Origin of the sequence: Rhodanobacter sp. L36 (genome assembly GCF_009765755.1) — a bacterium.
GTDB lineage: Bacteria > Pseudomonadota > Gammaproteobacteria > Xanthomonadales > Rhodanobacteraceae > Rhodanobacter.
In genome coordinates, this window is the sequence record NZ_LMUV01000007.1 from 1 (window position 1) to 16153 (window position 16153).

At 60.6% G+C, this 16153-nt stretch carries 12 protein-coding genes, 1 tRNA gene and 1 pseudogene; all 14 read left to right on the forward strand.

Features of this window, described 5'->3' with window-relative positions:
- Positions 1-107 (forward strand): annotated as a pseudogene (locus tag GSQ73_RS09515) (elongation factor Tu); the annotation flags it as partial.
- 130 nt (positions 108-237) lie between these two features.
- Positions 238-313, forward strand: a tRNA-Trp gene (locus GSQ73_RS09520).
- Positions 314-393: 80 nt separating this feature from the next.
- The gene (gene secE / locus GSQ73_RS09525) at positions 394-789 is read left to right on the forward strand and encodes a preprotein translocase subunit SecE (protein WP_158883431.1); all 396 of its coding nucleotides are present in this window, start codon (positions 394-396) and stop codon (positions 787-789) included.
- 10 nt (positions 790-799) lie between these two features.
- Positions 800-1360 (forward strand): transcription termination/antitermination protein NusG, encoded by a 561-nt coding sequence (gene nusG, locus GSQ73_RS09530; RefSeq protein ID WP_158883433.1) that lies wholly within the window; start codon positions 800-802, stop codon positions 1358-1360.
- A 195-nt stretch (positions 1361-1555) separates the two neighbouring features.
- The gene (gene rplK, locus GSQ73_RS09535; RefSeq protein WP_140656415.1) at positions 1556-1984 is read left to right on the forward strand and encodes a 50S ribosomal protein L11; all 429 of its coding nucleotides are present in this window, start codon (positions 1556-1558) and stop codon (positions 1982-1984) included.
- A gap of 3 nt (positions 1985-1987) precedes the next feature.
- Positions 1988-2695, forward strand: coding sequence for a 50S ribosomal protein L1 (rplA, locus tag GSQ73_RS09540; protein WP_158883435.1), 708 nt, complete (start codon positions 1988-1990; stop codon positions 2693-2695).
- 349 nt (positions 2696-3044) lie between these two features.
- Positions 3045-3578: a 50S ribosomal protein L10 gene (rplJ, locus tag GSQ73_RS09545; RefSeq protein WP_158883437.1), complete on the forward strand. Its 534-nt coding sequence runs from the start codon at positions 3045-3047 to the stop codon at positions 3576-3578.
- A gap of 45 nt (positions 3579-3623) precedes the next feature.
- Positions 3624-3995 carry a 50S ribosomal protein L7/L12 gene (gene rplL / locus GSQ73_RS09550; protein WP_158883439.1) on the forward strand — a complete coding sequence of 124 codons (372 nt, stop codon included), beginning with the start codon at positions 3624-3626 and terminating at the stop codon, positions 3993-3995.
- 322 nt (positions 3996-4317) lie between these two features.
- Positions 4318-8478 carry a DNA-directed RNA polymerase subunit beta gene (rpoB, locus tag GSQ73_RS09555; RefSeq protein WP_158883441.1) on the forward strand — a complete coding sequence of 1387 codons (4161 nt, stop codon included), beginning with the start codon at positions 4318-4320 and terminating at the stop codon, positions 8476-8478.
- Positions 8479-8608: 130 nt separating this feature from the next.
- Positions 8609-12820 (forward strand): DNA-directed RNA polymerase subunit beta', encoded by a 4212-nt coding sequence (gene rpoC / locus GSQ73_RS09560; protein WP_158883443.1) that lies wholly within the window; start codon positions 8609-8611, stop codon positions 12818-12820.
- A 177-nt stretch (positions 12821-12997) separates the two neighbouring features.
- Positions 12998-13372 (forward strand): 30S ribosomal protein S12, encoded by a 375-nt coding sequence (gene rpsL, locus GSQ73_RS09565; protein WP_056386848.1) that lies wholly within the window; start codon positions 12998-13000, stop codon positions 13370-13372.
- Between the two features lie 12 nt (positions 13373-13384).
- A complete protein-coding gene (gene rpsG / locus GSQ73_RS09570) occupies positions 13385-13852 on the forward strand; it encodes a 30S ribosomal protein S7 (RefSeq protein WP_158883445.1) in 468 nt (155 codons plus the stop codon).
- Positions 13853-13900: 48 nt separating this feature from the next.
- Complete coding sequence (gene fusA, locus GSQ73_RS09575; RefSeq protein ID WP_158883447.1) at positions 13901-15991, forward strand: elongation factor G; 2091 nt, start codon at positions 13901-13903, stop codon at positions 15989-15991.
- Positions 15992-16056: 65 nt separating this feature from the next.
- The coding region (locus GSQ73_RS09580) for a GTP-binding protein (protein WP_038054197.1) at positions 16057-16153 on the forward strand (97 nt) is incomplete at its 3' end.

Here is a 16153-nt window from a genome sequence, read left to right on the forward strand (position 1 = left end):
TGGTGAGCCTGATTCACCCGATCGCGATGGACGAAGGCCTGCGTTTCGCCATTCGCGAAGGCGGCCGCACCGTCGGCGCCGGCGTCGTGGCCAAGGTCATCAAGTAACAAGCTCTCATGAATAGTCCGGCATGGATGCCGGTTTGATCCTTGCCATCATGGAGGATGGCTAAAATAAAGGTCACGACGGCGAGCGGATTGAAGCCGCTCGCCGTCGTGTTTCAAGTTCAAGCCATGTACGCCAGTAGCTCAATTGGCAGAGCAGCGGTCTCCAAAACCGCAGGTTGGGGGTTCAAGTCCCTCCTGGCGTGCCAACTCCCGAGGATCGATGACGGGTGGCAATGGCAAGGTCGGCCGCGAGGTGCGACATGCTGCTGACACCTGATCACTGTGCATGAATACCAAGGCAGAACAGCCCAAGGGCACGAACGCGGCTGACGTCGGCAAGCTGGTACTGGCCCTGCTGGTGCTGGCCGCCGGCATCTTTGCCTATTCGTGGTTCGGCAGGGACGGCAATATTTCTTCATCGGTGCGCCTGCTTGGCGTGCTTGCTGCGCTGGTAATAGCGCTGGGCATCGCCGCGTTTACCGCGGTGGGTCGCCGGGTACGCAATTTCATCACCGAGTCGCAGTTCGAAATGCGCAAGGTGGTGTGGCCCACCAAGGATGAAACGATCAAGACCACTGGCATCATCATTGCGGTGGTGGTCCTGTTGTCGCTGTTGCTGGGAGCGATCGACCTGATCCTGAAGTCAGTCATTCTCGACTGGCTCCTGAAGCTGGGTTCCTGAGGTAGTGAGCATGAGCAAGCGTTGGTACGTGGTGCACGCCTATTCGGGTTTCGAGAATCAGGTCAAGCGTTCGCTGGACGAACGCATCAAGCGCGCCGAGATGGATGAAAGGTTCGGCGAAGTGCTGGTGCCGACCGAGGAAGTGATTGAAATGCGCGGCGGGCAAAAGCGCCGCAGCGAGCGCAAGTTCTTCCCGGGTTACGTGCTGGTGCAGATCGAGACGAACACCGAAGGCAAGGGGCCGCGCATCGACGACGAGTGCTGGCATCTGATCAAGGAAACGCCCAAGGTGATGGGCTTTATCGGCGGCACCGCCGATCGTCCGCTGCCGATCAAGGACAGCGAGGCCGAAGCCATCCTCAGCCGTGTCCGCGAAGGCGTGGAGAAACCCAAGCCCAAGGTGCTGTTCGAGCCGGGCGAAATGGTGCGCGTCACCGAAGGTCCGTTCAACGATTTCAACGGCGTGGTCGAGGAAGTCAACTACGAGAAGAGCCGCCTGCGTGTCGCGGTGCTGATCTTCGGTCGTTCGACACCGGTCGAGCTGGAATTCGGACAGGTCGAAAAGGCCTAAGCCAACCGAAGCAACGCCGCTTGGCATGGGGCTTGCTGATGGGTCGATAAATCTCTATACTGCGCGGTTCACGCCGGGGTCTTTCTGATCCGGCGTGCCCGTGTTTCGGGTCCGCAGAGGCGGATCCTCCCTCCATCCATGGACCGGTAAACAGCGAGGAGCCGCAAGGCGCCTGCACTCGCGAGGAAAATCCCAATGGCAAAGAAAGTCGTCGGTTACATCAAGCTGCAGGTCAAAGCCGGCCAGGCCAACCCGTCGCCACCGGTGGGTCCCGCCCTCGGTCAGCGCGGCCTGAACATCATGGAATTCTGCAAGGCGTTCAATGCTGCCACGCAGAAGCTCGAGCCGGGCCTGCCGATTCCGGTGATCATCACCGCGTATTCGGATCGCAGCTTCACCTTCATCACCAAAACCCCGCCCGCCACGATCCTGCTCAAGAAGATCACCGGCGTGGCCAAGGGTTCGCCCAAGCCGAATACCGACAAGGTCGGCAAGGTCACCCGCAAGCAGCTGGAAGACGTTGCGAAGCAGAAGGAGCCGGATCTGACGGCTGCCGATCTCGACGCCGCGGTGCGCACCATTGCCGGTAGCGCCCGCAGCATGGGCCTTGTGGTGGAGGGTTAAGACATGACGAAGCTCACGAAGCGCATGAAATCCGCTCAGTCTGCAGTGCAGCCGGGCAAGACCTACGGCCTCGAAGAGGCCCTGAAGATCATCAAGGACAACGCCAAGGCGAAGTTCGCAGAATCCGTTGACGTGGCCGTGCGTCTTGGCATTGATGCCAAGAAGTCCGACCAGGGCGTGCGTGGTTCGTCGCTGCTGCCTCACGGCACCGGCAAAACCGTCAAGGTCGCCGTGTTCTGCCCGCCGGGCGAGAAGGCCGAAGCTGCCAAGGCTGCCGGTGCCGACGCTGTCGGTATGGAAGATCTGGCCGAGCGCATGCAGGCGGGTGAGCTCGACTTCGGTCGCGTCATCGCAACGCCGGACGCGATGCGCGTGGTCGGCAAGCTCGGTCAGGTGCTGGGCCCGCGTGGTCTGATGCCGAACCCGAAGGACGGCTCGGTCACTGCCGACGTCGCCACCGCGGTCAAGAATGCCAAGGCCGGCCAGGTGAAGTTCCGCAACGACAAGGCGGGCATCATCCACGCCACCATCGGCAAGGCCGGTTTCGATGCCGCGCAGCTCGCCGACAACCTCAACACGTTGATCGCCGACGTGGTCAAGGCGAAGCCGTCGACTGCCAAGGGCGTGTTCCTGCAGAAGGTTGCCCTGTCCAGCACGATGGGCGTCGGCGTTGCCGTCGATACCGCGTCGCTGACGCTCGCGGCCAAGTAAAGAATAAAGTCCCGCGCCGGCGAAATGCCGGCGCGGCAAGTTTTTGAGGGCAGTCCCGCTTCACCTGAAGTGGAACGGCCGTCAAAGACCGCAGGCGCGATCAGCGCGCGACGACGACGGGCAGGGAGCTCGTACACGGCAGGGAATCGCCGTCGCCGCCAGCGGGATCGCTTAATCGGATTTCTAGCGAATCCGGCCTGCGCAGATGGTGCTGCCCAATCTGGAATGTTCGATCTGTTCTGGAAAGGCCGACACCCGGGGACATTTAGTGTCCCCCGACGTCAAGGACGGCGTCGCCCAGGACCGCAAGCGGCAGGAGCCGTGAGCGGAGTTCATTTGGAGGAGTGCAATGGCTCTAAATCTGTCTCAGAAGCAAGTAGTGGTCGCCGAACTGGCAGAAGTGGCCTCGAAGGCTCACTCCCTGATCGCAGCCGAATATGCGGGCACCACGGTCGAACAGATGACCGCGATGCGCAAGAAAGCCCGTGAGACCGGCGTGTACTTGAGAGTCGTCAAGAACACGCTCGCTTCGCGTGCTGTAGCCGGTACCGAGTTCGAGGTCGTCAAGGACGCTCTCGTCGGTCCGCTGCTTTACGCGTTTTCGACCGAGGAACCCGGCGCAGCCGGTCGCCTGATCAAGGAATTTGCCAAGAGCAACGACAAGCTGAAGGCGAAACTCGTCTCGGTGGAAGGCAAGTTGCTGCCGGCGTCGCATGTTGACGTGCTGGCATTGCTGCCGACCCGCGAACAGGCGTTGTCGATGCTGGCCCGTGTGCTGGCCGAACCTGCCGCGATGTTTGCCCGCGCCGTCAAGGCTGTGGCCGACAAGCAGGGTGGTGACGAAGTTGTCGCCGAAGCCCCGGCCGAAGCCGAGCCCGCCTAAGTTCGACGTCTCAACAAACCGAATCCATTTCCAGAGGTAAATAAAATGTCCCTGTCCAACGAACAGATCGTTGAAGCCGTTGCCGCGAAGTCGCTCATGGAAGTGATGGACCTGGTGAAGGCCATCGAAGAGAAGTTTGGCGTGTCTGCCGCTGCCCCTGTGGCCGCTGCCGGTCCTGCTGCGTCCGCTGCTCCAGCTGCCGAAGCGCAGACCGAGTTCGACGTCATCCTGAAGACCGCCGGTGCCAAGAAAGTCGACGTGATCAAGGCTGTCCGCGCGATCACCGGCCTGGGCCTGAAGGAAGCCAAGGACCTCACCGAGGCCGGTGGCGTCCTGAAGGAAGCCGTGTCGAAGGAAGACGCCGAGAAGTTCAAGAAGGATCTCGAAGCTGCCGGCGCCACCGTCGAATTGAAGTAATCGGCGTTTGCACGCCAACGCTTCGACTTGACGTCAAGCAAGCCTGGGGGCGAAAGCTCCCGGGCTTTGCCTGTTGAAGACAAGTCCGGCGGATTCGTGGCATCGAAACAGACGGCAAGACGTCCAAAACAAGAAAACGGCAAGACCCATCAGAAGTCAGCACTGAAAGATCGACGACATCGCTCCACGATCTTTGATTCATGCCTTTTGACGCACCGTCCGACAATTCACCGTCGTCCGGTCGGCGAATGCATCCACAGTTCTTACAAATCAGCCGGTGTGTGCACCACCGGCGTCACTGCGAACCGAGGCGCTACCGATCATGGCCTACTCGTTTACCGAGAAGAAACGTATCCGCAAGGATTTTGGCAAGCGTCCGCCCGTACTGGGCGTGCCGAACCTGCTGACCATCCAGACTGATTCCTACCGGGAGTTTCTGCAGGAGCATGTCGCGCCCAAGCAGCGCGGCGAAAAGGGTTTGCATGCCGCGCTGAAATCGGTGTTCCCGATTTCCAGCTATTCGGGCAATGCGGCTCTGGAATACGTCGACTATCGCCTCGGCGAGCCGGCGTTCGATGAACGCGAATGCCGCAACCGCGGCATGACCTACGGTGCGCCGCTGCGCACCACCGTGCGTCTGGTCATCTATGACAAGGACAGCCCGGCGTCGAAAAAGGTTGTCAAGTACATCAAGGAGCAGGAGGTCTACATGGGCGAAATTCCGCTCATGACCGAGACCGGCACCTTCATCATCAACGGCACCGAGCGCGTGATCGTCTCGCAGTTGCATCGTTCGCCGGGCGTGTTCTTCGATCACGACCGCGGCAAGACGCACAGCTCGGGCAAGCTGCTGTTCTCGGCGCGCGTGATTCCCTACCGCGGCTCTTGGCTGGACTTCGAGTTCGACCCGAAGGACGCACTGTTCACCCGCATCGACCGTCGCCGCAAATTGCCGGTGACGGTGCTGTTGCGCGCGCTCGGCTACAACAACGAGGAGATGCTGGGCATCTTTTTCGAGCACAACGTGTTCCACCTCGGCAAGAAGGGCGGCACAACGCTGGAGCTGGTGGCCGAACGCCTGCGCGGCGAAACGCTGAGCTTCGACCTTGCGATCGGCGGCACGGTGCTGGTAGAAGCCGGCAAGCGCATCACTGCGCGCCACGTGCGCCAGCTTGCGGCCGAGAACATCACTGCGCTGGAAGTGCCGGACGACTATCCGGTCGGCCGCATCGTGGCCACCGACATCGTCGACAGCAAGACCGGCGAGTTGCTGGCTTCGGCCAACGACGAGATTACTGCCGAGCAGCTGGAGAACTTCCGCAAGGCCGGTATCGAAATCGTGCCGACGCTGTACGTCAACGACCTTGACCGCGGCGCATACATTTCGCACACCCTGCGCATCGACAACACCAAGACGCCGCTCGAGGCGCTGGTGGAAATCTACCGCATGATGCGTCCGGGCGAGCCGCCGACCAAGGATGCAGCGCAGAACCTGTTCTTCAATCTGTTCTTCACTTTCGATCGCTACGACCTGTCGGGCGTGGGCCGGATGAAGTTCAACCGTCGCGTGGGCCGCAAGGAAATCCTCGGTCCGGGCGTGCTGTACGACCACAAGTATTTCAGCGAGCGCAAGGAAGAAGCCTCGCAGAATCTGGTCAAGGAACAAGGTCAGACGTCCGACATCCTCGACGTGTTGAAGGTGCTGATCGACATCAAGAACGGTCATGGCACCGTCGATGACATCGATCACCTCGGCAACCGTCGCGTGCGTTCGGTCGGCGAAATGGCGGAGAACACCTTCCGCATCGGCCTGGTGCGCGTGGAGCGCGCAGTGCGCGAACGCCTGAGCCTGGCCGAAGCCGATGGCCTGACTCCGCAGGACCTTATCAACGCCAAGCCGGTCGCGGCGGCGGTGAAGGAATTCTTCGGTTCGTCGCAGCTGTCGCAGTTCATGGACCAGAACAATCCGCTGTCGGAAGTGACACACAAGCGTCGCGTGTCCGCGCTCGGGCCAGGCGGCCTGACCCGCGAACGCGCCGGCTTCGAAGTACGCGACGTGCATCCGACCCATTACGGCCGCGTCTGCACCATCGAAACGCCGGAAGGCCCGAACATCGGCCTGATCAATTCGCTCGCCGTGTATGCGCGCACCAACTCGTACGGCTTCCTTGAGACGCCGTACCGCAAGGTCGCGAACAGCAAGGTCACCGACAAGGTCGATTACCTGTCGGCGATCGAGGAAGGCGATCACGTCATCGCGCAGGCGAACTCGCCGCTCGACAAGAACGGCGGTTTCGTGGAGGACTTCGTGTCCTGCCGTTTCCGTGGTGAATCCGAGCTGCGTCCGGCGGCCGAAGTCGACTACATGGACGTCTCGCCGATGCAGACCGTGTCGGTCGCTGCGGCGCTGGTGCCGTTCCTCGAGCACGACGATGCGAACCGCGCGCTGATGGGCGCGAACATGCAGCGTCAGGCCGTTCCGACACTGCGTTCGCAGACGCCGCTGGTGGGTACGGGCATCGAGCGCGCCGTGGCGCGTGACTCGGGCGTCATCGTTTCCGCCAAGCGCGGCGGCGTGATCGACCAAGTCGATGCGGCCCGTATCGTGGTGCGCGTGAACGAGGAAGAAGTCGGCGACAACGACGCCGGCGTCGATATCTACACGTTGACCAAGTACACCCGTTCCAACCAGAACACCAACCTCAACCAACGTCCGCTGGTGAACGTGGGTGACGTGGTGGCGAAGGGCGACACGCTGGCCGACGGTTCGTCGACCGATCTGGGCGAGCTCGCGCTCGGCCAGAACATGCTGATCGCCTTCATGCCGTGGAACGGCTACAACTTCGAAGACTCGATCCTGCTCTCCGAGCGCGTCGTGCAGGAAGACCGCTACACGTCGATCCACATCGAGGAGCTGTCCTGCATCGCGCGTGACACCAAGCTGGGCGCCGAGGAAATCACCGCCGACATCCCGAACGTAGGCGAGCAGGCGCTCGCACGTCTGGACGAGTCGGGCATCGTCTACATTGGTGCCGAGGTGAAGGCCGGCGACATCATGGTCGGCAAGGTCACACCGAAGGGCGAAAGCCAGCTCACGCCGGAAGAGAAACTCCTGCGCGCGATCTTCGGCGAGAAAGCCTCCGACGTGAAGGACAGTTCGCTGCGCGTGCCGCCGGGCATGGACGGCACCGTCATCGACGTGCAGGTGTTCACCCGCGACGGCATCGAGAAGGACAAGCGCGCCAAGCAGATCGAGGAAACCGAGGTCAAGCGGGTCCGCAAGGATCTGGACGATCAGTTCCGTATCCTCGAAGGCGCGATCTACAGCCGCATGCGCACGCAGCTGGTCGGCAAGTCCGCGATGAGCGGCCCGGGTGGCCTGAAGCGTGGTGCTGAGATCACCGACGCTTACCTCGATAGCCTGAAGAAAGACGACTGGTTCAAGGTCAACTTGAAGGACGAGGAAGTTACCGAATTCCTCGAGCGCGCGGCCGATCAGGTCAAGCGCCATCGCGAGGAGTTCGACAAGCGATTCAAGGAAAAGCAGGGCAAGATCACTCAGGGCGATGACCTCGCACCGGGCGTGCTCAAGATGGTCAAGGTGTTCCTGGCCGTGAAGCGCCGCATCCAGCCGGGCGACAAGATGGCGGGTCGTCACGGCAACAAGGGCGTGGTGTCGAACGTGGTGCCGGTGGAAGACATGCCGTACTCCGCCGACGGCGTGCCGGTCGATATCGTGCTGAACCCGCTGGGCGTGCCGTCGCGCATGAACATCGGACAGATTCTGGAAGTCCATCTGGGCTGGGCCGCGAAAGGCCTCGGCAAGAAGATCCAGAAGATGCTCGAAGCGCAGGAGAAGGTCGCCAAGATCCGCGAGTTCCTCGACCAGATCTACAACGGTCAGGTTTCCGGCGCCGTGCAGTATGTCGACCTGAAATCGCTGACCGACAAGGAAATCTTCACCCTCGCCACCAACCTGCAGGAAGGCGTGCCGATGGCGACGCCGGTGTTCGACGGTGCGGAGGAAAGCGAGATCAAGGCGATGCTGCGCCTGGCCGATCTGCCTGAGTCTGGTCAGACCATGTTGTACGACGGCCGCACCGGCGAGGCGTTCGATCGTCCGGTCACCGTGGGCTACATGCATTACCTCAAGCTCAACCATCTGGTCGACGACAAGATGCACGCACGTTCCACCGGTCCGTACTCGCTCGTCACCCAGCAACCGCTGGGCGGCAAGGCGCAGTTCGGCGGCCAGCGCTTCGGCGAGATGGAAGTCTGGGCGTTGGAGGCTTATGGCGCGGCGTACACCCTGCAGGAAATGTTGACGGTCAAGTCCGATGACGTGCAGGGCCGTAACCAGATGTACAAGAACATCGTCGACGGTAACCACGAAATGTCCGCCGGCATGCCGGAATCCTTCAACGTGTTGGTGAAGGAAATCCGCTCGCTCGCCATCGACATCGATCTGGAAGAGATCAAGTGAGGGACGGGATTCGAGGATCGGGATTCGGGATCTGCAAAAGCAGCCCGGCTTTCGATCCCGGATCCCGCAAGCCTGAACTTGCTCTTATCGCGGACCTCGACCCAAGAATTTGCTCCGACCGGAGACTCAAATGAAAGACTTGCTCAATCTGTTCAATCAGCAACGCGCAACGCCGGACTTCGACGCGATCAAGATCGCGTTGGCTTCGCCGGAGCTGATCCGTTCGTGGTCGTACGGCGAAGTGAAAAAGCCGGAAACCATCAACTACCGCACCTTCAAGCCGGAGCGTGACGGCCTGTTCTGCGCCGCGATCTTCGGACCGGTGAAGGACTACGAGTGCCTGTGCGGCAAGTACAAACGCATGAAGCATCGCGGCGTCGTCTGCGAGAAATGCGGCACCGAAGTGACGCTGGCCAAGGTGCGTCGCGAGCGCATGGGCCACATCGAACTGGCCAGCCCGACCGCGCACATCTGGTTCCTCAAGTCGCTGCCTTCGCGCATCGGCCTGATGCTCGACATGACGCTGCGTGACATCGAGCGCATTCTGTATTTCGAAGCCTTCGTCGTGATCGATCCAGGCCTTACTGCGCTCGAGCGCGGTCAGTTGCTGAGTGAAGACCAGTATCTGGAAGCGACTGAAGAACACGGTGACGAGTTCGACGCGCGCATGGGTGCCGAAGCGGTGTTCCATCTGCTGAAGTCGCTCGACCTGCCGGGTGAAGTGATTCGCCTGAAGGAAGAGATCGGCTCGACCAATTCCGAGACCAAGCTGAAGCGGCTGACCAAGCGCGTGAAGCTGATCGAGGCGTTCCTCGAATCCGGCAACAAGCCGGAGTGGATGGTGTTGACCGTGCTACCCGTGCTACCACCGGATCTGCGTCCGCTGGTGCCGCTGGACGGTGGTCGTTTCGCCACATCGGATTTGAACGATCTGTACCGTCGCGTGATCAACCGAAACAACCGCCTGAAGCGTCTGCTCGAACTCAATGCGCCGGACATCATCGTGCGCAACGAGAAGCGCATGCTGCAGGAATCGGTCGATGCGCTGCTGGACAACGGCCGTCGCGGCCGTGCCATCACCGGCACCAACAAGCGCGCGCTGAAATCGCTCGCCGACATGATCAAGGGCAAGCAGGGCCGGTTCCGTCAGAACCTGCTCGGTAAGCGCGTGGACTACTCCGGCCGTTCGGTGATCGTGGTTGGTCCGACGCTGCGTCTGCACCAGTGCGGTCTGCCGAAGAAGATGGCGCTCGAGCTGTTCAAGCCCTTCATCTTCGCCAAGCTGCAGGCGCGTGGCGAAGCCACCACCATCAAGGCAGCGAAAAAGCTGGTCGAGCGCGAAGAAGCACAGGTGTGGGACATCCTCGAAGAGGTAATTCGCGAGCATCCGGTGCTGTTGAACCGTGCGCCGACTTTGCATCGCCTCGGCATCCAGGCGTTCGAGCCGAAGTTGATCGAAGGCAAGGCGATCCAGCTGCATCCGCTGGTCTGTACTGCATTCAATGCCGACTTCGACGGCGATCAAATGGCCGTCCATGTGCCACTTTCGATCGAGGCGCAGCTCGAAGCGCGCGCGTTGATGATGTCGTCCAACAACATCCTCAGCCCCGCCAACGGCGAGCCGATCATCGTGCCGACGCAGGACGTCGTGTTGGGCCTGTATTACATGACCCGCGAGCTGATCAACGTCAAAGGCACCGGCATGGTGTTCTCCGGCATTGCCGAAGTGCGTCGCGCCTATGACAACCGTGCCGTTGAATTGCACGCCAAGGTCAAGGTTCGCCTGCACCTGGTGAATGTCGCCGAAGACGGTTCGCGTACCAGTGAAACCAAGATCGTCGAGACCACCGTGGGCCGCGCGCTGCTGGCGGAAATCCTGCCGGAAGGCCTGCCGTTCGAGCTCGCCAACACCGAGCTGACCAAAAAGGCGATCTCACGCCTGATCAACCAGAGCTATCGTCTGCTGGGCCTGAAGGAAACCGTCGTCTTCGCCGACAAGCTGATGTACACCGGCTTCCGTTTCGCGACGCGTGCGGGTATCTCGATCGGCATCGACGACATGCTGATCCCGGACGAGAAGAAGCCAATTCTCGAAGAGTCCGAAAAGGAAGTGGTCGAGATCCAGCAACAGTATCAGTCGGGTCTGGTCACGGCGGGCGAGCGCTACAACAAGGTGGTCGACATCTGGTCGCGTACCAGCGAACTGGTGGCAAAGGCCATGATCGATGGCATCGGCACCGAGAAGGTGATGAACGCCGAAGGCAAGATGGTCAACCAGAAATCGATGAACTCGCTGTACATCATGGCCGACTCCGGCGCGCGTGGTTCGGTGGCGCAGATTCGTCAGCTCGCCGGCATGCGTGGCTTGATGGCGCGTCCGGATGGCTCGATCATCGAGACACCGATCAAGGCCAACTTCCGCGAAGGCCTGAACGTCCTGCAGTACTTCAACTCGACCCACGGTGCCCGTAAAGGTCTTGCGGATACGGCGTTGAAGACGGCGAACTCCGGTTACCTGACCCGTCGCCTCGTCGACGTGGCGCAGGACGTGGTCATCACGATGGACGATTGCGGCACCGAGAACGGCGTCATCATGCAGCCGATCGTCGAAGGCGGCGACGTGGTCGAGCCATTGCGCGAGCGCGTGCTCGGTCGCGTGGTGGTCGAAGACGTCTACGCGCCCGGCGACGACGACCAAGCCATCGTCACGCGTGACACATTGCTCAACGAGGCACTCGTCGAGAAGCTCGACAAGGCCGGCGTGCAGATCCTCAAGGTGCGTTCGCCGATCACATGTCAGGCCACACACGGCGTGTGCAAGCTTTGCTACGGCCGCGATCTGGCCCGTGGTCATCTGGTCAACATGGGCGAGGCCGTGGGTGTGGTCGCTGCGCAGTCGATCGGCGAGCCCGGTACCCAGCTGACCATGCGTACGTTCCACATCGGTGGTGCGGCTTCGCGTGCAGCGGCGGTGGACAACGTAACGGTGAAGACCACCGGCTCGCTGAAGTTCAACAATCTCAAATCGGTACAGCACAAGCAGGGTCACCTGGTGGCTGTATCGCGTTCGGGCGAACTGAGCATCATCGACACGAGCGGTCGCGAGCGCGAACGCTACAAGGTGCCTTACGGCGCCACGATCTCGGTCAAGGACGGCGCCCCGGTGAAGCCGGGTCAGACAGTCGCGAGCTGGGACCCGCATACCCATCCGATCGTCACCGAAGTGGCCGGTGTGGTGCGCTTCATCGACTTCCTCGATGGCGTCACCGTGCAGAGCCAGACCGATGACCTGACCGGCCTGGAGTCGGCGGTAGTCACCGATCCGAAACGTCGCGGTACGCAGGCGAAGGATCTGCGCCCGATCGTGCGTCTGGAAGACAGCAAGGGTCGCGAACTCAAGCTGCCGGGCACCGATATCGCTGCGCAGTACTTCCTGCCGGCCGGCGCGATCGTGTCGATCCAGAATGGCGCCGAAGTAGGCGTGGGCGACGTCGTCGCTCGTATCCCGCAGGAAAGCTCGAAGACCCGCGACATCACCGGTGGTCTGCCGCGCGTCGCCGATTTGTTCGAAGCACGCAAGCCGAAAGAGCCGGCGATCCTTGCCGAGCGCTCCGGCATCATCAGCTTCGGCAAGGACACCAAGGGCAAGCAGCGTCTGGTCATCAAGGATGTCGACGGCAACGAGCACGAAGAGTTGATTCCGAAATGGCGTCAGGTCATCGTGTTCGAAGGCGAGCACGTGGAGAAGGGCGAAACCGTTGTCGACGGCGAGCCGAGTCCGCACGACATCCTTCGCTTGCTGGGCGTGGAGCCGCTGGCGTCGTATCTTGTCAAGGAAATTCAGGACGTGTATCGCTTGCAGGGCGTGAAGATCAACGACAAGCATATCGAAGCGATCATTCGCCAGATGCTGCGCAAGGTCGAGATCGTCGAGCCGGGTGACAGCCATTACTTGCGTGGCGAACAGGTCGAGCGGGTTCGCATCAACGGAGAAAACGATCGTGCGATCGCCAAGGGCGAGCACCCGGCGCAGTACGAGTCGGTGCTGCTCGGTATCACCAAGGCTTCGCTGGCGACCGAGTCGTTCATTTCGGCCGCATCGTTCCAGGAAACCACCCGCGTTCTCACCGAAGCGGCGGTTCGTGGCACGCGCGATACCTTGCGAGGTCTGAAGGAAAATGTTATTGTCGGACGTCTTATTCCGGCAGGCACGGGTCTGGCTTACCACGCAGCTCGCCGTCGTCAAGGTGGTCTTTCCGCCTCGGATCTGGAAACCCTTTCCGGCTCCACGCCTGCAGCTTCGTTCGCCGAAGCGTCGGTCGGTAGTGATGGTGTCGAGTAAGTCCTTTCAGGGCTTTGCTCGCTGACATACGAAAAGAGGTGCAAGGACGCACCTCGTGTTCGAGTCAAGGATGGCGGGGCTTTGGCTTGCCTATGGTGAGTTGCCCATGTTAAATTCCCGCTTCTTGGCAGACCGAGCTTGTTCGGGCTGCCTTTATGTTTTCAGGAACAGCTTCGCATGACGACAGTCAACCAATTGGTGCGCAAATCGCGCAGCCCTAAGACCTATAAAAGCGGGTCACCTGCATTGCAGAGCAGTCCGCAGCGTCGTGGTGTCTGCACGCGCGTTTACACGACTACCCCGAAAAAGCCGAACTCGGCGTTGCGCAAGGTTGCCAAGGTGCGCCTGACCAACGGCTTCGAGATCATCAGCTATATCGGTGGTGAAGGTCATAACCTGCAGGAGCACTCGGTGGTGCTGATCCGCGGCGGTCGCGTCAAGGATCTGCCCGGCGTGCGTTACCACACAGTGCGCGGCAGCCTCGATTGCGCTGGTGTCACCAAGCGTCGTCAATCGCGCTCGAAGTACGGCGCCAAGCGCCCGAAGAAGTAAAGGACTCGAAACATGTCGCGTAAAGGTTCACATCCCGCCCGTCTGATCCTGCCGGATCCGAAACATGGCAGCCAGCTCATCGCCCGTTTCATCAACATGGTGATGAAGAGTGGCAAGAAGTCGGTCGCCGAAAGCATTGTCTACGGCGCGCTTCAGCACATCGGCGAAAAGAATGCCGATTCGGTAGCTCTGGTTGAAAAAGCACTGAACAACATTGCTCCGGCAGTGGAAGTGAAGTCGCGTCGCGTCGGCGGTGCCACCTATCAGGTGCCGGTCGAAGTGCGTCCAGGTCGCCGTATGGCGCTGGCCATGCGTTGGGTCATCGACGCAGCGCGCAAGCGCGGCGAAACCTCGATGCCGCGCAAGCTGGCAGCGGAGTTGCTTGAAGCCTCGGAAAGCCGTGGTGGTGCAGCGAAGAAGCGTGAGGAAACGCATCGCATGGCCGAAGCCAACAAAGCTTTCTCGCACTACCGCTGGTAAGCACGTCTCAGGACGTGCTGCAGCAGGGCACCATCAGAGGTTATTGACGTGGCACGCACCACCCCCATCGAGCGCTACCGTAATTTCGGCATCATGGCCCATATCGATGCGGGCAAGACGACGACCACGGAGCGCATCCTGTTCTACACCGGCGTCAGTCACAAGATTGGCGAAGTGCATGACGGTGCAGCGACGATGGACTGGATGGAGCAGGAGCAGGAACGCGGTATCACCATTACGTCGGCGGCAACGACGGCGTTCTGGAAGGGCATGGATCATTCCATGCCCGAGCACCGCTTCAACATCATCGACACGCCGGGGCACGTGGACTTCACCATTGAAGTCGAACGTTCGCTGCGTGTGCTCGATGGTGCCGTGTTCGTGCTGTGTGCCGTCGGTGGTGTGCAACCGCAATCCGAAACCGTTTGGCGTCAGGCCAACAAGTATTCGGTGCCGCGTCTGGCGTTCGTCAACAAGATGGACCGCACCGGCGCAAACTTTGACAAGGTCGTCAGCCAGTTGAAATCCCGACTTGGCGCTCATCCGGTACCGATGCAGGTGCCGATCGGTGCTGAAGATGGTTTCGAAGGCGTGATCGATCTCATCAAGATGAAAGCGATTTACTGGGATATGGAATCCCAGGGCATGAAGTTCGAGTACCGCGAAATTCCGGCGGAACTCCGGGACGCTGCTGACGAAGCGCGCAACTTCATGGTGGAGTCCGCAGCGGAGACTTCCGAAATATTGATGAACAAGTATCTCGAAGGCGGCGCGCTGTCCGAGGACGAGATCATTTCGGGTATCCGTGCGGGTACGCTCGCAGCTTCACTGATTCCCGTTTATTGCGGAACTGCTTTCAAGAACAAGGGCGTGCAAGCCATGCTCGATGCGGTGGTGCAGCTGCTGCCCGCACCTTCCGATCGCCCGCCAGTCAAAGGCATCGACGAGAACGAGCAGGAAGCGACCCGCACGGCTGACGACAAGGCGCCGTTCTCGTCGCTGGCGTTCAAGATCATGACCGATCCGTTTGTCGGCTCGCTGACCTTCTTTCGCGTCTATTCGGGCGTGCTGAAATCGGGCGACGCGGTCTACAACCCGGTCAAGAGCAAGAAAGAACGTATCGGCCGCTTGCTGCAGATGCATGCGAACGAGCGCCAGGAATTGAAGGAAGTCTGCGCAGGCGACATCGCCGCTGCTGTCGGCCTGAAAGACGTCACCACGGGCGATACGCTATGCTCGCAAGACCACATCATCACGCTGGAACGGATGGTATTTCCGGAACCCGTCATCGCCATGGCGGTCGAGCCGAAGACCAAATCCGATCAGGAAAAGATGGGTATCGCGTTGGGTCGTCTTGCGTCGGAGGATCCGTCTTTCCGCGTGCGTACCGACGAAGAATCAGGCCAGACGATCATCGCCGGCATGGGCGAGTTGCATCTGGATATTCTGGTTGATCGCATGCGGCGCGAGTTCGGCGTCGAAGCGAATGTCGGCAAGCCGCAGGTGGCCTATCGCGAAACGATCCGCAAGCAGGTTACGCAGGATTACAAGCACGCCAAACAGTCCGGTGGCAAAGGGCAGTATGGCCATGTGGTGATCGAGCTCGTGCCGCAGGAACGTGGCAAGGGCTATGAATTCGAAAATGCAATTTCCGGCGGCGTGATTCCGAAGGAATTCATTCCCGCGGTCGACAAGGGTATTCGTGAAACGATCACCGGTGGCCCGCTGGCGGGATATCCGGTGGTCGACGTCAAGGTCCGCCTCGTCGACGGTTCGTATCACGATGTCGATTCATCCGAAATGGCATTTAAGCTCGCCGCTTCGATGGCTTTCAAGGAGGGTTTTCGCAAGGCCGATCCGGTTTTGCTTGAGCCCATCATGAAAATCGAAGTGGTGACGCCTGAGGATTACATGGGTGACGTGATGGGCGACTTGAGTCGTCGCCGCGGTCTGCTCCGTGGCTCGGACGAAACGCCATCCGGCAAGGTGATCGATTGTCTGGTTCCGCTGGGCGAAATGTTCGGCTATGCCACCAGTTTGCGTTCGCAGACCCAGGGGCGTGCCACGTTCACCATGGAATTCGATCACTACGCAGAAGCACCAAATAACATCGCCGAGCAGGTTATGAAAAAAGCCTGATCAGGCTTTGACGCTCGCGCGACACACCGTCTCCGAATAACGCAGTTCTCTCTGAGGTTTGAGTCATGGCAAAGGGTAAATTCGAACGCACCAAGCCGCACGTCAACGTCGGCACGATTGGTCACGTGGATCACGGCAAGACGACGCTGACGGCAGCGCTGA